The 16392-nt window shown below is 65.2% G+C and carries 26 protein-coding genes; 1 reads left to right on the forward strand and 25 read right to left on the reverse strand.

Annotation, left to right across the window (positions count from 1 at the left end):
- Nucleotides 1-109: 109 nt before the first annotated feature.
- The 25 genes from ACLJK8_RS19335 to ACLJK8_RS19455 form a co-directional block, all read right to left on the reverse strand.
- Nucleotides 110-634 carry a phage major capsid protein gene (locus ACLJK8_RS19335; RefSeq protein WP_413151987.1) on the reverse strand — a complete coding sequence of 175 codons (525 nt, stop codon included), beginning with the start codon at nucleotides 632-634 and terminating at the stop codon, nucleotides 110-112.
- Between the two features lie 25 nt (nucleotides 635-659).
- Nucleotides 660-1652: a hypothetical protein gene (locus ACLJK8_RS19340; RefSeq protein WP_413151988.1), complete on the reverse strand. Its 993-nt coding sequence runs from the start codon at nucleotides 1650-1652 to the stop codon at nucleotides 660-662.
- Between the two features lie 27 nt (nucleotides 1653-1679).
- Entirely contained in the window at nucleotides 1680-2069 is a 390-nt protein-coding gene (locus ACLJK8_RS19345) for a hypothetical protein (RefSeq protein WP_413151989.1), read from the reverse strand.
- Complete coding sequence (locus ACLJK8_RS19350) at nucleotides 2066-4291, reverse strand: hypothetical protein (protein ID WP_413151990.1); 2226 nt, start codon at nucleotides 4289-4291, stop codon at nucleotides 2066-2068. The genes ACLJK8_RS19345 and ACLJK8_RS19350 overlap by 4 nt, the downstream gene beginning before the upstream one ends.
- Before the next feature lie 8 nt (nucleotides 4292-4299).
- The gene (locus ACLJK8_RS19355) at nucleotides 4300-5607 is read right to left on the reverse strand and encodes a hypothetical protein (RefSeq protein WP_413151991.1); all 1308 of its coding nucleotides are present in this window, start codon (nucleotides 5605-5607) and stop codon (nucleotides 4300-4302) included.
- Nucleotides 5607-5882: a hypothetical protein gene (locus ACLJK8_RS19360; RefSeq protein ID WP_413151992.1), complete on the reverse strand. Its 276-nt coding sequence runs from the start codon at nucleotides 5880-5882 to the stop codon at nucleotides 5607-5609. Before ACLJK8_RS19360 ends, ACLJK8_RS19355 begins: the two co-directional genes overlap by 1 nt.
- A 134-nt stretch (nucleotides 5883-6016) precedes the next feature.
- Complete coding sequence (locus ACLJK8_RS19365) at nucleotides 6017-6592, reverse strand: hypothetical protein (protein WP_413151993.1); 576 nt, start codon at nucleotides 6590-6592, stop codon at nucleotides 6017-6019.
- Entirely contained in the window at nucleotides 6589-6999 is a 411-nt protein-coding gene (locus tag ACLJK8_RS19370; protein ID WP_413151994.1) for a hypothetical protein, read from the reverse strand. Before ACLJK8_RS19370 ends, ACLJK8_RS19365 begins: the two co-directional genes overlap by 4 nt.
- A complete protein-coding gene (locus ACLJK8_RS19375) occupies nucleotides 6996-7118 on the reverse strand; it encodes a hypothetical protein (RefSeq protein ID WP_413151995.1) in 123 nt (40 codons plus the stop codon). Before ACLJK8_RS19375 ends, ACLJK8_RS19370 begins: the two co-directional genes overlap by 4 nt.
- Entirely contained in the window at nucleotides 7115-7369 is a 255-nt protein-coding gene (locus ACLJK8_RS19380) for a hypothetical protein (RefSeq protein WP_413151996.1), read from the reverse strand. The genes ACLJK8_RS19375 and ACLJK8_RS19380 overlap by 4 nt, the downstream gene beginning before the upstream one ends.
- Nucleotides 7370-7665: 296 nt before the next feature.
- Nucleotides 7666-7914 carry a hypothetical protein gene (locus ACLJK8_RS19385; RefSeq protein WP_413151997.1) on the reverse strand — a complete coding sequence of 83 codons (249 nt, stop codon included), beginning with the start codon at nucleotides 7912-7914 and terminating at the stop codon, nucleotides 7666-7668.
- Nucleotides 7911-8093: a hypothetical protein gene (locus ACLJK8_RS19390; protein ID WP_413151999.1), complete on the reverse strand. Its 183-nt coding sequence runs from the start codon at nucleotides 8091-8093 to the stop codon at nucleotides 7911-7913. Before ACLJK8_RS19390 ends, ACLJK8_RS19385 begins: the two co-directional genes overlap by 4 nt.
- A 10-nt stretch (nucleotides 8094-8103) precedes the next feature.
- The gene (locus ACLJK8_RS19395; RefSeq protein ID WP_413152000.1) at nucleotides 8104-8676 is read right to left on the reverse strand and encodes a hypothetical protein; all 573 of its coding nucleotides are present in this window, start codon (nucleotides 8674-8676) and stop codon (nucleotides 8104-8106) included.
- A gap of 4 nt (nucleotides 8677-8680) precedes the next feature.
- Nucleotides 8681-9145: a hypothetical protein gene (locus tag ACLJK8_RS19400; RefSeq protein WP_413152001.1), complete on the reverse strand. Its 465-nt coding sequence runs from the start codon at nucleotides 9143-9145 to the stop codon at nucleotides 8681-8683.
- The gene (locus tag ACLJK8_RS19405) at nucleotides 9142-11199 is read right to left on the reverse strand and encodes an AAA family ATPase (protein WP_413152002.1); all 2058 of its coding nucleotides are present in this window, start codon (nucleotides 11197-11199) and stop codon (nucleotides 9142-9144) included. Before ACLJK8_RS19405 ends, ACLJK8_RS19400 begins: the two co-directional genes overlap by 4 nt.
- A 76-nt stretch (nucleotides 11200-11275) precedes the next feature.
- Nucleotides 11276-11875, reverse strand: a complete 600-nt coding sequence (locus ACLJK8_RS19410) for a hypothetical protein (RefSeq protein ID WP_413152004.1) — start codon at nucleotides 11873-11875, stop codon at nucleotides 11276-11278.
- A gap of 50 nt (nucleotides 11876-11925) precedes the next feature.
- Nucleotides 11926-12861, reverse strand: coding sequence for a PD-(D/E)XK nuclease family protein (locus tag ACLJK8_RS19415; protein ID WP_413152005.1), 936 nt, complete (start codon nucleotides 12859-12861; stop codon nucleotides 11926-11928).
- Nucleotides 12786-13223 carry a hypothetical protein gene (locus tag ACLJK8_RS19420; protein ID WP_413152006.1) on the reverse strand — a complete coding sequence of 146 codons (438 nt, stop codon included), beginning with the start codon at nucleotides 13221-13223 and terminating at the stop codon, nucleotides 12786-12788. The genes ACLJK8_RS19415 and ACLJK8_RS19420 overlap by 76 nt, the downstream gene beginning before the upstream one ends.
- Nucleotides 13220-13495: a DUF6378 domain-containing protein gene (locus ACLJK8_RS19425; protein WP_413152008.1), complete on the reverse strand. Its 276-nt coding sequence runs from the start codon at nucleotides 13493-13495 to the stop codon at nucleotides 13220-13222. The genes ACLJK8_RS19420 and ACLJK8_RS19425 overlap by 4 nt, the downstream gene beginning before the upstream one ends.
- Entirely contained in the window at nucleotides 13492-13833 is a 342-nt protein-coding gene (locus ACLJK8_RS19430) for a hypothetical protein (protein WP_413152009.1), read from the reverse strand. Before ACLJK8_RS19430 ends, ACLJK8_RS19425 begins: the two co-directional genes overlap by 4 nt.
- A 5-nt stretch (nucleotides 13834-13838) precedes the next feature.
- Nucleotides 13839-14108, reverse strand: coding sequence for a DUF2312 domain-containing protein (locus tag ACLJK8_RS19435; protein WP_413152010.1), 270 nt, complete (start codon nucleotides 14106-14108; stop codon nucleotides 13839-13841).
- Nucleotides 14109-14287: 179 nt separating this feature from the next.
- Nucleotides 14288-14425 carry a hypothetical protein gene (locus ACLJK8_RS19440; protein ID WP_413152011.1) on the reverse strand — a complete coding sequence of 46 codons (138 nt, stop codon included), beginning with the start codon at nucleotides 14423-14425 and terminating at the stop codon, nucleotides 14288-14290.
- A 5-nt stretch (nucleotides 14426-14430) separates the two neighbouring features.
- A complete protein-coding gene (locus tag ACLJK8_RS19445; protein WP_413152012.1) occupies nucleotides 14431-14652 on the reverse strand; it encodes a hypothetical protein in 222 nt (73 codons plus the stop codon).
- 16 nt (nucleotides 14653-14668) lie between these two features.
- Nucleotides 14669-15073 carry a sigma factor-like helix-turn-helix DNA-binding protein gene (locus tag ACLJK8_RS19450; protein ID WP_413152013.1) on the reverse strand — a complete coding sequence of 135 codons (405 nt, stop codon included), beginning with the start codon at nucleotides 15071-15073 and terminating at the stop codon, nucleotides 14669-14671.
- Nucleotides 15070-15522, reverse strand: coding sequence for a hypothetical protein (locus tag ACLJK8_RS19455; RefSeq protein WP_413152014.1), 453 nt, complete (start codon nucleotides 15520-15522; stop codon nucleotides 15070-15072). Before ACLJK8_RS19455 ends, ACLJK8_RS19450 begins: the two co-directional genes overlap by 4 nt.
- Before the next feature lie 305 nt (nucleotides 15523-15827).
- Here ACLJK8_RS19455 and ACLJK8_RS19460 point away from each other — a divergent pair, with 305 nt between their 5' ends.
- Nucleotides 15828-16148 (forward strand): helix-turn-helix domain-containing protein, encoded by a 321-nt coding sequence (locus ACLJK8_RS19460; RefSeq protein WP_413152015.1) that lies wholly within the window; start codon nucleotides 15828-15830, stop codon nucleotides 16146-16148.
- Nucleotides 16149-16392: the final 244 nt, after the last annotated feature.

Here is a 16392-nt window from a genome sequence, read left to right on the forward strand (position 1 = left end):
CCCTGTCCCTCCTGCGTTCAATGCAGAAGGGAAATAGGTGGCCGGATTTTACTCCGCCCGCGGCCGGACTATCCCGCCGCTACCGTGGCCGGTTTTTGCACCGCCGCTCTCACGTGGTGCGCCAGATCGCGTTGGTCGCGCGCGAGATGCCACCGTAGGTCCCCGAGTTGGGCGCGGTCGGGACGGCCAGTTGAAGCCCGCCGATCTGGCGGTACTCGGTGCCGGCGCCATGCAGGTCCTCGGTGAACCGGTCCTGAAGTTCCTGTTCGGCCGCTTCGAGGTGGACCCGGAACAGGTCCATGAGTTGGTTCGGGCCGGAGTTCTTGAGGATATCTTCGTTCGCGATGGTGACCGAAACGGCGGCCATCTTCGGGTCGAAGATCGCGTCGTTGACGAGTTCGGCCGGCGCGGGCGACAGGAAGTCGAAGCCCTGATAGCGAACGTAGGTCCCGCTTTCGGCGAAAAGCAGGCGCTCCCGGATCTGCGGGCCAGAGAACGTCTTCCAGCCGCCGCGCTTCTTCAGTTCGTGGAAGAAGACGTTGCTGTTGGAGACGAGATCCTGGTAGCCGCTCGACCGGTCTTCAAGCGCCAGCGAGAACGCCTCGCGGAGGCGATCATCGGAGACAAGAGCCATTGGATGCTCCTATGGCGGATGTGGGTCAGCCGATCCCGAGTTGCGAAAACGCGGACTCGATGGCATCGGCGGCGGTGGCGGATCGCTGGCGGTTGGCGGGGTTTGAGCCCGAGGTCGGCGCGCCATGGATCGAAAGAGCCGATTTCCGGGTCTGAGCCGGGTCGGCGGGCGCCGTGGGGGGGGCCACGGCGGTAGAGGGGGCGGCCGGAGCAGGATTGAGCCGCTCGGCCTTGTCGTAGGCATCCTGAAGGTCGGACGCATACCCGGTCTGGATCAGCTGGGCGATTTCTCCCGCCAACTCGTCAAACCGAGGATTCTGTGAGGCGAACGCGGAAACCATGTCCGTGGTTTCGCGATGCCGCTGTTGCTGGAACGTCTGCTGGACCCCGCCGACCTGCTGCTGGAGCGCGGCGATCTGCTGGTTCAACCCGTCGATAACCTGATCGCGCTGCGGGGCCGGCTGCCCCGTCACGTGCGCGGCTACATCCGCGAGGCGGAAGCCCATGTTCTGGCAGATCCGCTCAAGACCCGCGATCGGGTCCTGCCGGAGCATCTGCTCCATGCCCACATAGTTGCTGAGCGCCTGCGGGATCGTGGTCCCGTTCTGCTGGGCCATCTCCTCGAACGGGCGAAGCGGCTCGAACCGCTCCTGATACTGGCGGAGCCCGCCCTCCATCTCACGCATGGCCCGGCCGATCTCGGCCCTGACCGGTACGGGGGTCTGCTCCCACGCCGCTTTCGCGTCGGCGCTGAACCGCTGCGGGACCTCAAAGGCTCCGGCGTCTGTCTGCGGCTGTGGAGCCTCGGCGCGGGCTTCTGTGACCTTCGCGGCGAAGCGGCCATCAGGCCCGCGAGACGGACCGCTGGTGGGCTGCTCGCTCTCGGCGCCAGCATCATCGCCCAGCCCTGCGAAGGCGCGCTCTATGGCCTCCTGCGCGCTGCCAGACGGCTGCGACGGGGCTTCAGGCATGACGGCGCCTTCACCGGCGGCGCCGGTGTTCTCGATCTCGTCGGTCATGGAGAGGTATCCTTCTGAGGGATCTGCTTAGCAGGTAGGCAGGCCGACGCGGTTGAACGCGCGGCCGATGGCATCCTTGATCTTCGCGCTGTCAGGCTCGCGCTTGCGGGAGACCCGCTCGGTAGGCACATCGTTGCCGATCTCGGTCGCGCCGCGCTCCCGGTAGTGGCGGCGCATGTTGCTCTTGCTGTCGTACATCTCGCCATTCAGCATCGACTGGACGCCGCGCACGCCGCCTTGGCTATCCGAAATGACCACCGGGGTCGCCAGCTGCCCCTGGTTCATCCGGCGCTCGAAGGCCCGGTCCTCGCGCGCCCACTGGCGCGCCTGCCACTCGTCCGCCCGGACCCATGCTTTCGACGCGGCGTCCCACCGGTCCGAGCCGCGCTGGTCGCCGTTGCGGGGGAAGTAGGTCATTCCGCAGGCCTCCCCATCGCCTTCACCTTGGCCTTGCTCTCGGCATCGGCGCGCGCCTCCGCCTGCGCGTGATGCTCGCCTGACCGCTCGAACTCGCGCTCCCGCGCGTCGGCGTCGATCATGGCCGCCTGATCGGCTCTCGCGCCCTCCGCCGCCTTCGCCTCGACTTCCGCCGCCGTCTTCGCGCCCATCACCTGGATTTCGGCGCGGATCTTGTCGATCTGCGCGCGCGTCAACTCGACCTTGGCGCCGGTCTCCTGCTGCCGAATCTGTATCTCAGCGGCGGCGCTCTGAGCCTCAGCCTGAGCGCGGGCGCCTTCAGCCTGCGCCTTCTGGCCTTCCGCCTGTGCCCGAGCCATCTCGGCCTGCGCGTTCATCTGCGCGGCCTGCGGGTCCTCTCCGCCCTGCTGTGGCGGCGGCTGGTAGTTCTTGAACTGGTCGGCTAGTTCGTCAATCGCATCATCCATCTGGCGCCCAGCCCGGAACCCGGAGGCGACGAACCGGATACTCTCCGCGACGAACGCGCCGAGTTGCGGAGCCTGCTGCATCGCTTGAACCCCCTGCGAGAGTAGCGGGGCAAGCGCGGTCATGAACTCGGTGCGCTTCTGCTTCTCCGCGTTCTCGTCCGGCTGGATCGTGCTGTCGGTCTCAATGTCGAGCACGAAGGGGCGAGTCTTCTGGTCCGAAAGAAATTGCCCGATCGCCTCCTGCGTCACCTGCTGTGAAAGCTCCATCAGTTGCGCCTGGACTGGCGCCATCTCCTGCTGGGCCTGCTGCTGGAGCGCCTGGGCCTGCTGCTGCGCGGCCTGCTGGTCCGGGAGCGCGAGCAAACCCTGCATCGCCTTCTGGGCACGCATCCGCGCGGCCTGTGCCTGCTGCTGGAGCGGCGCGGCCCGCTGCTGAATATCGCGCTGCGACGGGATATCATCGACCTGAGCCATCCGCATCAGGTCCGGCACCGAGACATTCTCGGCCATAACTTCGGCCTTCATCCTGGTCAGATCGCGGGCGAGCCGGGCGATCTCGCCCTGCCGCTCCCGCACCCGGATATTGCCGTACTGGCTCTTGAGTTGCTGCGCGCCGAGCGTCTCGTTCGCGTCGGTCGAGCCGCGCATGATATCCGAGATGCCGGTGATCGCGTAGACATCCTCGATCAGCTGGCGCCGCAACTGGAGGCACTGCGTGATCACATTGGCGACCTGCTCGATCGGGAGCCAGACGATGGACTGGTCGAGGCTGCCCGTCCCGAGAGCCGCGAGTGAGGCGACCGGGATCAGTAACGCCCGGTCATCGGCGCTGTCGAACGCGGCCTTGACGGCCTCACCTACATCGTTGTTCCCGGCCGGATATATCCCGCGCAGGCGCAGGGCTTCGGCGAGCTTGCTCACCCGCGCGGTGAGCTCGTTGATCTCCTCGATCTGGTCCTTGTAGTAGACAAAATCCGGGACGGGCGTCAGCGTGCCGCGCTTCAACGTCCCATAGGCCGGGCGCGGGCACGGAAAGAAGCCCGTCAGGTCAAGCCACGGGTCTTTCTCGTCCAGCACGTCCTTCGCGGACTCGTGGACCCATACGACCTTGCTGGCCTCCTTGTCCCAGATCTCCCAGACGCCGGTCTTCTTGCCCGCCTTATGCCCGTCGATCTTGCGTTCCTCGAAGGAGACGCCGGGGGGGACAGATCTGAACCTCTCGGTGAATTCCTTGCGCGAGAGCCAGCCGCGCCGCGCCGCCCAAGGCACCTCGCGCCACTTGCGCGCCGCGCCGTGCCGGAAATCCCGCCGGTCCAGATGCTCCGCGATCGGCACATCGACGCCATCCCGGTCGCCGAGCCTGACCCATACCGCCCCCCGCGCGCAGGTCGCAACATCATCTCGGGCATGCGTGATCGTGTCGTGGAGGTCATCAGCCTCGAAATCGCTGACCAGTGCCCTCTCCAGCAGATCAGCCGCGCGCCGGGCCAGCGGCTTCCGGTCCCGGAACCTCGACGTAACCACGGGGACCGGCGCGCGGCTGTAGATCGTCGGCTTCAGAACCTCCAGGTTCGCCCAGAATATCTGGAACTCGCGATCCGCCGCGCCTTTCGCCAGCGTGTCGAGATCCGAGCAGAGCTTGTCGATATCGTCGCAGACCTGGTGGTAACGCGAATCCGCCCGCTCGGCCTCCTTGAGCATGTCGATGTAACCCGCCGCCGTGCCTTGCGAGGGGTCTGCTGGCGTCTCGGCCATCGCGGCTCCTAAAGTCTGATCCTGCCGCCCCGCTTCGGCGCGGGCGGGCCGGGCAACTGCAGCTGGCCGTGCTTCGGCGCGGGTTGAGGTTTCGCCCGAGTCGCCGTCATCTCGCGATAAGCCAGAGCCAGCATGCGGAATGCATCAGCCGTGTGGCTCGTCCAGTCGTGCCGAGGACGGTCCTTGAACGCCTTCAGCTTCTCGTCGTACTCGGTGCGGTACTGCCGCAGGGCCTCGACCCCATCGGCGCAGCGTTCCTCGTGGAACTTCACACGCGGCAGAACCTGCCGCACCGCGTTGATACCATCCTCAACCGATACGTGCGGCGCGATCCGTGGGCGCCGGCCGAGCTCTACGAGGGTCTCGACCCGCGTCTTGCCGGTGCCGAGTTCCCGCGCACGCGCGTCGTGGGGCACATAGTCAGTGCCGTAGACGTGCCCGCGCGCGTTGAGCTCGGCCACATACCAAGGCAGGGCCTTCCCGCTGCTTTCGATGTGGTCTATGACCCGGATACCTCCGGGGACCGCTTGCCACAGCCAGATCGCAGTGCTGTCCCCGATGCCCAGGTCCCACGCGGTGTGGACCGGGAACAGGTCATCGGCAGGACACTCACCGATCCGGCCCTCTCGCTCCGCCTCCGCGATCAGCCCCCCGTAATAGGCCCCGACGATCGCCGCGTCGAAGCTGCACAGGTACTCCTGGGCGAACTGCTCCGGCGTCATCATGCCTCGCGCGTCGTAGAGCTCGCTTTCGTCGAGCAGCCCGCTTTCGTCAGCACGGAGCGACATGGAATACCAGTCGTCCGAGGCTTTCGCGACCTCAAACATCTGGAAGAAGTCGTTGCGCCCCTTTGGGGTGCCGATGAATACAGCCCAGCCGCGCCGGTCGCTGAGCGCGGGCCGGATCACTTCGGGCCACGCCCTCGGGTCCATGTCCGCGTACTCGTCGAGCACGATCCCGTCGAGGAACAGGCCGCGCAGGCGATCGTAGTTGTCCGCGCCATAGAGCCTCACCCGCGCGCCGTTCGGCAGGTCGAGCCGGAGCTCGCTCTCGTTGATCTGAGCCCCCGGAATCCGGGCGCCAAGGTCCTTGACGTAGAGCCAAGCCACGTCCTTCGCCTGAGTGTAGAACGGCGCGACATAGGCGAAGCGAGGATGCGGCTTAGTGCAGCGGAGCGCCGCGTCGATCAGATCGGCGACGCAGGCGACAGTCTTGCCCGCTCGTCGGTGGCAGACGAGACAGGCCCACCGCTCGCGCCGCATGTGGAAGCCGATGAACGCCCCTCGGGGCTCGTAGCCCAAGGTGACAGTGGCCATCACACATCGGCGCGGGGGACACCCGTAACGATGGTGAGGCGCACCGGCCCATCGTCGGCGCCGGCCACCTGCATCGGGAGCACCTTGCCGAGTAGGCTCAAGAACGGGCCAGGGTTCTCGATCGCCTGGAGCTTGAGGTACCCGACGAGTCCACCCTCACCCCCGGCATCGCCCGCCGCCTGAAGGATCGCATCCTTGAGCAGCGCGGTCGTCTTGTTCGGGCCGCGCTTGTTGCCGGGGCGCAGGTTCGCTCGGCGCGGGTCATCGGGGTCCATCGCCATATTGCCGAATTACGCTGCCGGTCTGAGCGGTCAGCGCCTCCTGATGTGTGATCCTCTGGCGTGCGAAAACGACAAAGCCCGCGAGCGTTTCCGTCTCGGGCGCAGTTCTCCGATTTTCTGGCGAAAGCCTATCGAAATGGCCGTTTTGTTGCAAGGGGTTTTCGCGCATCACCCTCCGCTCCGATCACCTCATCCGCCATGTCCGTCATAGCCCTCCCCTTGGCGCGGCTCAACTGGAACCGCGACAGCCCGAATTGCGCCTTGATCTTCCGAGGCGGGGCGCCGAGCGCGTAGGCGTAGACCGCCCGCCGAAGCCTCCGCCTGTCGCCCGAGAGCGCGAGCGCGGCCCGGTGGAACAGATCCAGCGTGATCTCCGCGTGGCTGTGCTGCTCCGCGGTCCATTGATGCCGTGGGGCGCGGCCATACATCTGCGTCACGGTCAACCCTTCCTCGAAGGCGAAGACGGCGCGCTGCCATTCCGTCACGGTCTCCCGGGCCTCGGGCATGACGGAGCGGGAGCCGTGGCCGGGCCGAGGCGGCGCGGGCCATGACCGACTGACCTGAGCTGCCTCCCGGAGTAATGCCCACATGACGCCGACCCGGCCATCCGCTTCCCGCGCATCGCCGCTCTCGACCATGAGGTGCATCCCCCGCTCCAGCCATCGGTCTCGCAATGCCTGGCTCAGCAAACCATCCTGGATCACTCCCCGTCCTCCCCGATGCGCCCCGGCCCCTCGCCGTCCACGGGCTCGTCATCCTGCCGTTGCCGCTCCAATTCATGCGCCTCTCGCCGTGATCGGGCGTCGCGCGCCGCGTCGATCAGGTGCTGGCGGGGGTGCGGGGAGGTCATGAGTGGTTCGCCTTCCGCCGTCAGACCGACCAGATCGCGATCCGCCATCCGCATGGCGCCGAGGATCGACCACGCGCCGATAAGCCCCTTGATCACGAACCCGGACTTCCTGTCGTGGTCCATCGTCACCAGCACGGCCGTCTGGAGTTGCCCGGACCGCGCCCGTTCCAGCGCGGCTTCCAGCATCTCGATCACATCATCGCGGGGCGCGGCTGCGGATGGCTCCGGGCCGCCGCGAAATGAAACGATGCGGTCGGTCATCCCCGATCCTCCCTGTAGACGGCGACGGTGAGCGCCGCGACGATGCGGCCCCATGCCATGGCGCGGCGGATCAGCGCGCGCGCGGGTAGGGGCTGGGGTTGCTGCGGTGCGTCAGTCATTCATCTTCCTCTACCACATCCTCATCCAGATCGAGCTGGACCCGATGCTTGAGCCGAGTGATCGCCGCGAGCTCGCGCAGGCGGTCGATTCCGTAGGCCATGAGCATGATGGCTGACCCGTCTCGGGTAGCCCCTGCGAAGTGGCCCCCGGTGAGTTCGCCTGACTTCGCGCGGGCGAGCGCGCCTTCGAGCTTCTTGACCAACTCCGCGTTGACCTCGGGCCGGAACTCGACGGATCGGATGTTAGTCATCCTCGCTCCCCTGATCTCTCTCGATTGCGTAGAGCGCGATCAGCGCGATGAGCGCGATTATGGGCCAGATGAGCAGGGTCATGCCTCGTCCTCGGCTTTGGCGCCCGGAAATGTGGCGATCCCCCACACCACCTCAGAGCCCCTGAGCGGCTCACTGACGGGCGTTGGCGCTTCAACGTCGCGTGACGCCGGATTTCCCCCTTGCGCGCCTGTAGCCCCCCTCGCAGGGGCTCCACGGCACCACAGCGGCACTCGGCTCGTGGAAGGCCAGCCGCGCGCGGCGCGCTCGTCCTCCGTCATTGCACCATCCTCCCGTCGCGCAGCACATCCTCGGCCGCTTCCCGGACGAGGTTGTGGGCCTCGGCGAACATGCCTGCGACGGCCTTGATGCTCGGGCTGTCGAGCAGCCGGTGAACCCCGACCTCGGAAGCGTCGCTCTCGTCCTCGATTGCGACGAGCAGGATGCCTTCCAGCCGTCCGTCCCTCGCGGCGGCGGCGAGGTCTTCGAGCAGCTCTGCGATTTCGTGGTCCGGCATGCCGGTCATTCCACGTCCTCCCTCTGCGCGTCTGCCGGCAGCGCGATGGCCGAGAACACGTTCCGCCGCCTGAACTCCGCGACGGCTGCCTCCAGCGCGGCGGCCATGCGGTGCGCGTTCGGCAGGTTGGCGTTGGCGAACCATGCGTCGAGGGCGGCGGCGTTGACGGGGCTGTCGGGCGCGATCATGCGGTTCTCCTCAAAACGGGATGTCATCGTCGGGCATCGGGCCGGTGGGTTTTCGGAACTCCACGATCTCAGCCTCCGCCGGGAACGCGTCCTTGACGGCTGCGAGGATCGGGTTCTGTCCGCGCGCGGCCTGGAGCAGCATGCCGATCTCGCGCAGGGTGTGGAGCGTGATACCGGGGTGCTGTTCCCCGGCTTTTTTCCAGAGCAGTTCATCGACCAGAATTCCGAACCGGTCGCCGTTGTCCATTTCGATGATGACGACGCGCGGGTCTGGCGGCGTGTGGGTCTTGCGGGCTTCGGCGTCCATGGCGTTGAGACCGCGCATGCAGGCGGAGGCGCGATCCACGGCGCGGTCGATATCCACGGCGCTGATTGCTTCGTTGAGGCTGGCGAGCGTGCGGCCGTACTTGGCTGCCATCTCGGCGGGGACGTAGGAGGCGAGCATACCGACGCCCCAGGTCCGATCCATTTCGGTGGCGAGGCGGTCGAACGGCGCGATGGCGTGGTCGATCGCCAACTCGGCCCGGGGCACCTGCCCATGGATTAGCACGTCGTGTTTTCGTTTGAAGGCTGGGCGTCCCATCAGATCATCTTCCTCCGTCCAAACCGCATCGTATCGTTCCGGGTACCACCTCGCCGCCGGTCCTAAAGGACCGTGCGGATGCGGTACGGGGATGGTCGCGTTCCGGTTTTTCCAACCCGGAACGTTCCGGTTTTTTATTAATGATTTCAATTACATAAGCCTGGTACGGCAAGGGCATCGTTCCGGGCGGAACGGGCGGAACGGCAAAACCGGAACGATTTTGGCTTAAGTCTATGTTTTTATTGAAATAAATGGCAAACCGTTCCGGTTTTCCGAAATGCCAGATTTTTCGTGCCTGCCGTTCCGGTTTTTTCTCAATGATTTCAATGGGGCCGTTCCGGTCGCCGTTCCGGTAGTTCACCCTTAAACTATCGGAACGGCAAGGCGCGGCGCGGAAATTGTATCCCATTGTTTTTATTACATAAAAACCGGAACGTTCCGGAACGTTCCACCCGGAACGGCAAATCATGCCTCGTCCTCCGCGAATCCCTGGCCGGATTGGATCATCTCGACGGCTTTTTTGCCGTCCGCCGTCAGTTCCCAGTTCGTTCGGAACCGCTTGATCATCTTTTGCCGCACCAGCCGGTTGAGAAGCCGGTTCATGCTGGCCTTCATCGCGCCGCCCGCGCCTATGAGTCCGATCTCGACGCAGCGGTCGGAGACCGACTGAGCCGGGTGTTTGGCGATGTTCAGGAGCAGCCTGTCTTCGCGGCTCAGCGTGTCCCGGATGATCTGCTGGGCGCGCAATTCCATGAGCGGCTTCGCCATGATGGTCGGCATGACGCGGCCGTTCTTGTCGTGGATCGCCGCGCATTCGTACCGCTGCAATTCCAGTCGGACGGGTTCGAATTCGGGGCCGCGATGCTTCCCCTGCCAGTGGAAGGTGACGATGCTTTCCTCGTTCCAGAGTGTCAGGTTGCCATCGACTTCATTGAGCAGGGACGATCCGCCCTTTGGCGTCAGGTTCTGCTTCGTAGCGTTTTTGACCGGGTGCGCCGGCATGACGACAGCGGGCTTGGAGGGCAGTTCGGAGAGCTTCCTGACGACCCGCGCGAAGTCGAGCGCCTGGGCGTTGCTGTTCTCGTCGTCGCCGTCGAAATAGGCCGCGAACGTGTCCACGACGACCATGGTCAGATCGGGAAGCGCGGCGGCTACCGCCCGCAACTGTTCCATGTCCTTCCGGATCGAGAATGTCCCAGCGATGAAATGGAGGCGACATTTCGACGGGTCGATTCCGAAGAATTCCATGGTCGCGATGACGCGGGCGCGCACATCGTCCGGGTTCTCACCGGCCATGAAGATCACGTCGCCATGCTCGATTTCGAGACCGCAGAAGTCGATCCCGGTGGCGATTGCCATGGCGGCGTAGAGCATGACGGCGGTCTTGCCGCTACCCGTGGGCGCGGTCAGGGTATAGACCCGGCCGCGCTGCACGATGCCGTCCAGGACGTATTCCGGCGCCACGAAATCAGCGGTGAACGCGGCGGCTGATTGCAGCTGCCATGCCCGGGGTTTCTTTTCCTCTGACGCGGACGCCCCCCAATCGTCGTCCGCTTCTTCGGGTCCGGAGGCGAAGTCGAAATTCGGGGTAGGTCTTGGCTTCTCCCGGCGTAGGTCCGCGCCGTTCTGTTTGGCCATGTGCAGGACACTGCGATAGCTGACGCCCTTCCCGGCCTCGAAGCTGCGCCACTTCGCCTCGACTTCGTGCGGGCTGTAGTGGGGATAGTCCGACGACCAGTCCTTCGCGACGTTGAGCCCTTCGATGGAGCCAGCGAAGAAGTCGTGGATACCCATGAGGCAGCTTAGCCATTCATCATAGGCGAGGTTCGACGGGATGTGCCGCAGCGCCGCTACGAACGCGGGGGGGTCCATCTTCTCGTCGGTGGCGAGTGTCTGGCGCGGGGAATAGAGGCCGAGGTCGATGATCTTCGGATCGGCGACGCCGGCCCATTTTTGGATCAGGTTGTCGGCCCAGTCGCGGAATTGCGTGATATCTTCCAGTTTCGCTTCCGGGAGGCTTTCGCGCGGGGTGGCCCATAGCTCACCGCGAGGCCATGTGTACGGCCGCCCGGTGGCGGGATGCTTGCCGTATGCGACGATTTGCCGGGTGACGGATCGCACGTCCAGTTGCGCTGTCAGGCCGCCCCGCTCGTATTTTCGCGTTCCCCGGACCTTGAAGCCGGGTTCCTCCATTCGCAGGAAGATCGCGGATTTCGGCGCCTCGCCAATGCGCTCCAACGCATGGGGAAAGCGGCGAATGGCTTCGGTGACGATCTGCCGGGACAGTTCGGCGTCGTAAACGTCTATGTCGAGCGCCAGGACGTTCTTGTGCAGCACGCCGACGAGCATGCCGTTTTCGGTGAAGTAGTCGGGAACCTGCTCGGCTGTCAGGTGCAGGTCGGTCCAGCCCTCGATTGTAGGGCCTTTGCTGCCGAGCGGGATAGGCACCGGCAGGTATCCCAACTCGCAAAGCCGTTGGGCGCACCTCTGGATGTTCTCCGGTTTTTCGAAGCGCTCGGGCACCATTGCATTCCCTGCTCGTTTTGAGGCTGTCTGGTGGCGCGGCCCCTAAGGGCCGTGCCGTTTGTCAGTGGAGCCCTTAAAATTCCGAGCTGTCCGCAGGCATCGGCGACGGGGCGGCCGTCGCAACCGGCTGCTCCGTCTTTTCCTCGACCGCGATACCCGCCGCCGCGCCGTCTTTCAGGCAGTCGGGGCGGTCCACCCACTTGACGATTTCGAGCGTAGGGGTGGTGGTCGAACCCCGCGCGAACCGCTCGGTCTTGACGCCGACCATCCGGACGAGCGGCAGCTTGTCATGATCGCTCGGGCCGGCCTGGATGGCGGGGACGAGGGCGACGAAGGCGTTCCACGCGCCGGTTCCGGCTTGCTCCCAGGACGCCGCTTCGGTCTTGCTGGCGGCGCAGCGGATGGAGAAGCCCTTCTTCCAGTCGTCGCCCGGCTTCGGCTGGTAGGAATTGAGCGTCGGGTTCCACCTCCACTCGGGAGCGACCCCGACCACGCCATCGGAGCGGGACCAGCCGGTCCGCATGGTGCGAATGTCGAGCACGACGCCCGTTTCGAACCCCTTGAAGTCGGACTTCCCGTTCGTGTCACGCAGGAGGAACTTCTCCTTCTGCGCGGACCACTGGATCCACGGACCCTGCGAACCTTCATTGCCAGCGTCAAAATCGAAAGCCATTTTCAGTTTTCCTTGCCTTGCTTGTCAGCGACCGAACCGGGCCGCGCGGATTACGGGGTTGGCGCCCCGAATTCTTCGGTCAGAACGGCTTCGTTGCCTGACCAGTAGAAACTGCTGTCACCGACGGGCACGATCGCGCGCATCTGGTCGCGATCGAGCGCTGCGAGGAACGCTTCGAGACGCGACGTTTGCCATTTGACGCGCGCCAGGATCGACGCCACGTCGCCGTCCGCGAGCAGCGCGGATTTCGACGGGGAGACGTAGAGGAACTCGACCGATGAATTGCCCATGGCGCGGGCGTAGATCGCGCGCTGGAGCTGGTGCCCGGGCGTCATTCTCGACGGCATCCGCAGCGTTGATTTTATGTCGATGACGCGGCCGTGCTGCGGATAGAACAGGTCGAGATACCCGATGAAGGGGATCTTGAAGCTTCCGCAGTTGCAGATCAGTTCGACTTTGTTCTGTCCTTCCTCCGGGAATTCCGGAGCGCCGAGCGGGGCGACGACCTTGAGCGCCTGTTCGACCATCGGTGCGATCACGTCGCGTTCCTTCGTCGTGCGCTCGTCGGCCATGAAGAACCTGCCGTCGAACCGCCGCGTCGCCGCGTTGATCGCGGCTTCGGCGGTCTGGCCCTTCGCGACCACGGCGACCACGGCGTCTTCGACGGCGACGCCGCGCGCCATCGCGGCGGATTGAGCGCCGCGCCGTCCGAATATCTTCTCGGCGACCCACAGGGCCGGCGCATTGATCCAGAGGTTGAGACTGGACGGCGACAGGTGCGTGATGCCGTGGCGGTCGAAGCCGCTCCCCGCCTGGGTGGACACTCCCGTGGACGTCTCGCGATCCGGGGATGAGGGGGGTGAGGCAGGATCGCGCGCGGGAGTGCCCGCCGAGACGGGCGTGTGCTTGGTCATTTCATCACCTCGGCGCCGTAGAGGGCGATCAGGGCGGCTTCCGCGAGGCCGTCCTGTGATTTCTTGCCCCACTGGTGGGCGTCGGCGGGGAATGCCTCGGAGGCACGCTCCCGGCTGCGGTCCTTCGACGCGCTGAGGCCCATACGTGCCTTCCAGACACTCGGCGGAACGTCCCGTGTCGGGATGGACAGCCATTGGAGCGCACCGCGCAGGATGCCGTAGGCCTCCGCGATCTTCACGGCGTTCTTGATGCCTATCATCTGCGGATAGTACGGGCGCTCGACCACGGCTCGCTTGACCGGAGGCATGCTCGCCAGGAGGTCATGCAGGGCGGATGTGGTGTCTGGCATGGGATGGCACGTCACGCGCATCTCGGCCGTGTCGAGCAGGGCGACCGCCCCCTTCCGGCCCGGATCTACGCCGATGATCATCACGCCTCGCCCTCCGTCGCCATTTCCCCGGCCAGCGCCGAATAGGCGGCGGCGTCCACGTAGCTATCCGCGTGCGTCGGGGATGCTTTCGCGCGGGCGAGTTTGAGCAGCCCCATCATGACGGCCACATCGGCGGCGCTGACGGGGTGGTCGAGATGCGCGGACCAGTAGGCTGCGATCCTGCCGTGCATGGCACGGGCATCGCCGTAGGTATCTTGCCGCGATCCGGTGAGCAGGCTGGAGGCTTCATCGAGGATTTCGGTGCGCGTCGTCACAACTGCCCCTCCGCCTTAAGGCGCTTCTTGTCGGCGCGTGCCTGCGTGGTGGAGATGCCGAGCGCGGAGGCGACCGTTTCGAGCGTGGCCCCATCCCGGAACATCGGCAGGGCCTCGCGCCGCCTGATCGTGGCGGCCGCCGCTCGGTTAGCGTTGGAGACGGCGCATGCCCGCCTCCGCGCCTCAGCCACCCGGCGCGCCTCGGCCATCATCTCCGACGTTTCGGCATCCAGGCTATAGGTGCTCGGCGGGCAGATCGTGACGCCGTTGGCCTCGATGTGCGCCGCGACGAGCGCGGCGTCCGTCGCGGAGAGGCGGTTGCGCGGGTGGAACAGCATCAGGATTACATCCCCAACGCTTGCTTGTAGATTTCGAGGATGGCCTCGGCTTCCTGGACTTCGTCGGGCCGCTTCTTTCGGAGCGCGATCAGCCGGCGCAGAACGGTGGTGTCGTAGCCCCGCGCCTTCGCCTCGGCCATGACCTCCTTCTGATGCTCGGCGATGCGCTCCTTTTCCTCCGCTAGGCGCTCGAAGCGCTCTACTAACTGGCGAAGTGCGCTCGCGGTGACGCGGTAGGTCTGGTCTTCGGAATGGTCCTGGTCTTCGGTTGTCATTTCAGCCCTCATTCTGAGATTGGTTGCCGGGGTTTCGCCCCCGGCCGGCGCTCGCTGGACGAATTCCACGGAGCGGGACGTGCCCCCCACCTCGGGTCCGTGGTTGACGCTTTCGCGCATCCGTCCGTCGCAGCCTCGAAGCGCGGCTGAGAAAGGAGTCCCGAGGCGGTGTTCCAATTTCAGAGACCGATCGCGTGCCCGAGTTCACGCAGGCGGCGCGCGGCGTTCGCGGCCCATACCTGACCGATGGTCATGAGGTGCGTAGCGGCGAGCATTTCGCGCCTGTAGATCCATCGACGGATTTTCCCGTTCGGCATGGTGTTCATCCTGCTTTGTTGAGGTACTTCTTCGCTACGGCGGCGAACCGCGTGTCGTAGATGATTTTCGTGGCCTTTTCGCCGCCGGGCGCGCTGATTTCGTTGAGGTAATTCAACGCCTGCTGATGCGAGCAGTTGAAGTACTTGGCGATTTCGAGCGGGTCGTCTCCGAATGCCTCGCGGAGCAGTGCCGCGAAATTTCTTTTAAAATGGATTTTATAAGACATTACTCAGGAACCCTTGCTACGATTGCACTTGTGAAGGGTGCAGATCAGGTTCGGTCTCGGAGTGACGAGTATTGTGAGGGGTGGTCGAGGCCGAAGGGCTGGCGTCAGGTGCGGCGCCAGCCCGCCTTGCCCGGCGGATGCCGTAGCGGGCCATCGCGTCGCGAACCGACGACTGCGAAATTCCGAGGATCGCCGCCATGGCGCGCTGCGTCATCCCGGCCTCAGCCATGCGCCTCATGTACCCTATCCGGTTGTAGTCCGGGCTCGGCCCCGGTGGGCGCGTCAGCATCCCCTGCCGCCGCATGAACCGGCTTACCGCCATCTGCGAGACGCCCAGTTCAGCCCCGATGGCCGCCTGCGACAGCCCGGCCCGGTAGAGCTGCCTGACTGTCTCCGCGTCGGTTTCGGTGAGGGTGTTCATGCGGCGGCCCCACCATGCTGAACGAGATCGAGGCGGCCGATGGCGAAAAACGCATCATCCCGGGTGTAACCGGCCTGTTTCAGCGTGTCGTAGTCGGCGCGCTCGGCCTCCGTCAGCAGGACGAGAGGGTTAAACTCCGGGTCCGCGTTCAGCGCCTTCATCCGCTCACGGTTCCGCTCACGGTGCGCGGCGGCGAACTCCGGGTCCGCGTTCAGCGCCTTCATCCGCTCACGGCTCGCGGCGGCGAACTCCGGGTCCGCGTGCAGCGCCTTCATCCGCTCACGGCTCCGCTCACGGTTCGCGGCGGCGAACTCCGGGTCCGCGTTCAGCGCCTTCATCCTGAGCCTGCGTCCATCGACGCCCGCCTCGCGCGCCACGTCCTTGGCGCGCTCCCCGGCGCGGACGCGGGCGATCAGGGCGGGCCAGTCGGAGGCGGAGGGGGGGCTCATGCGGTGTCTCCGCGACGACGATCCGCCATGAACCGGCGCACCGCGTCAGCGGTCTCGATAACCACGGACCTCGGCTTCCCGTTCTTGCGGGTTTGTCTGAGCCTCGGGACCAGTTCCGAGTTCCCGACAGCGGCTTTCCCGAAATATTGCTCGCCCATCCCCGTTTCCGCGAGGAAGGCGTCGATCTCGGACAGGAGGGATGGTTTCTTGCTCATAGCGGGGAGTATTATCCTCTTTAGAGGACAAGTCAAGCGCCCGCTATCAAGTGCGTGCGGTGCCCGCGAAAAAGGAGCACCGTCCCCGCCATGACGCCGCGAGTAGAATCATGGCGGGATCGGTTAAGGATCGCCGTCGAGCAGTCGGGGAAGTCGCAGAGAGCGATTTCCAAAGCCGCAGGTATGGGTGCGGGCTACATCAATTCCCTATTGAGTGAGGGGAAGACCCCGACAATCGATAATGCGATTGCGATCTGCGAGCAGCTGAATATCAGCCTGTCATACCTGCTTTACGGCTTCGAGATGAACCCGAAGACGGAGGAGGTCCTTCGCCTCCTTGAGGCGCACCCTGGCGCGCGCGACGGGATTCTTCAGATACTGCGATCCCAGGAATCCGGCGAATCGCGGTAAGCTTTTCCGACAGGCTGGCATCACACATCCCATCCAGGATGGATGTGAGATCATCTATCGTCATTTGGTTGTCGATGGCAGGCACTAGCTGATCCTCACCCCGTTAGCCTTATTCTTATGCGTGTATGTGGTGACCTGCCCCCCGGTGGTCCCTCGCTCATGACGCGAGTCCGCAGGTTGGATTTCGGTATTGGTCTTCGCCGGATTTCACAAGCGCGCCGGGCGCGGAGCCCTCAGCCAGCTC

Origin of the sequence: Amaricoccus sp. W119 (assembly GCF_047275745.1) — a bacterium.
GTDB lineage: Bacteria > Pseudomonadota > Alphaproteobacteria > Rhodobacterales > Rhodobacteraceae > Amaricoccus.

Coding starts and splice junctions, on each gene's coding strand:
- ACLJK8_RS19350 (WP_413151990.1), bottom strand. CDS start 4,291: ATGGCCGAGACGCCAGCAGACCCCTCGCAAGGCACGGCGGCGGGTTAC.
- ACLJK8_RS19335 (WP_413151987.1), bottom strand. CDS start 634: ATGGCTCTTGTCTCCGATGATCGCCTCCGCGAGGCGTTCTCGCTGGCG.
- ACLJK8_RS19390 (WP_413151999.1), bottom strand. CDS start 8,093: ATGATCGCGCCCGACAGCCCCGTCAACGCCGCCGCCCTCGACGCATGG.
- ACLJK8_RS19460 (WP_413152015.1), top strand. CDS start 15,828: ATGACGCCGCGAGTAGAATCATGGCGGGATCGGTTAAGGATCGCCGTC.
- ACLJK8_RS19370 (WP_413151994.1), bottom strand. CDS start 6,999: ATGACCGACCGCATCGTTTCATTTCGCGGCGGCCCGGAGCCATCCGCA.
- ACLJK8_RS19345 (WP_413151989.1), bottom strand. CDS start 2,069: ATGACCTACTTCCCCCGCAACGGCGACCAGCGCGGCTCGGACCGGTGG.
- ACLJK8_RS19450 (WP_413152013.1), bottom strand. CDS start 15,073: ATGAACACCCTCACCGAAACCGACGCGGAGACAGTCAGGCAGCTCTAC.
- ACLJK8_RS19430 (WP_413152009.1), bottom strand. CDS start 13,833: ATGCTGTTCCACCCGCGCAACCGCCTCTCCGCGACGGACGCCGCGCTC.
- ACLJK8_RS19375 (WP_413151995.1), bottom strand. CDS start 7,118: ATGACTGACGCACCGCAGCAACCCCAGCCCCTACCCGCGCGCGCGCTG.
- ACLJK8_RS19445 (WP_413152012.1), bottom strand. CDS start 14,652: ATGTCTTATAAAATCCATTTTAAAAGAAATTTCGCGGCACTGCTCCGC.
- ACLJK8_RS19385 (WP_413151997.1), bottom strand. CDS start 7,914: ATGACCGGCATGCCGGACCACGAAATCGCAGAGCTGCTCGAAGACCTC.
- ACLJK8_RS19440 (WP_413152011.1), bottom strand. CDS start 14,425: ATGCCGAACGGGAAAATCCGTCGATGGATCTACAGGCGCGAAATGCTC.
- ACLJK8_RS19340 (WP_413151988.1), bottom strand. CDS start 1,652: ATGACCGACGAGATCGAGAACACCGGCGCCGCCGGTGAAGGCGCCGTC.
- ACLJK8_RS19410 (WP_413152004.1), bottom strand. CDS start 11,875: ATGGCTTTCGATTTTGACGCTGGCAATGAAGGTTCGCAGGGTCCGTGG.
- ACLJK8_RS19380 (WP_413151996.1), bottom strand. CDS start 7,369: ATGACTAACATCCGATCCGTCGAGTTCCGGCCCGAGGTCAACGCGGAG.
- ACLJK8_RS19400 (WP_413152001.1), bottom strand. CDS start 9,145: ATGATTTGCCGTTCCGGGTGGAACGTTCCGGAACGTTCCGGTTTTTAT.
- ACLJK8_RS19455 (WP_413152014.1), bottom strand. CDS start 15,522: ATGAGCCCCCCCTCCGCCTCCGACTGGCCCGCCCTGATCGCCCGCGTC.
- ACLJK8_RS19395 (WP_413152000.1), bottom strand. CDS start 8,676: ATGGGACGCCCAGCCTTCAAACGAAAACACGACGTGCTAATCCATGGG.
- ACLJK8_RS19360 (WP_413151992.1), bottom strand. CDS start 5,882: ATGGACCCCGATGACCCGCGCCGAGCGAACCTGCGCCCCGGCAACAAG.
- ACLJK8_RS19355 (WP_413151991.1), bottom strand. CDS start 5,607: ATGGCCACTGTCACCTTGGGCTACGAGCCCCGAGGGGCGTTCATCGGC.
- ACLJK8_RS19435 (WP_413152010.1), bottom strand. CDS start 14,108: ATGACAACCGAAGACCAGGACCATTCCGAAGACCAGACCTACCGCGTC.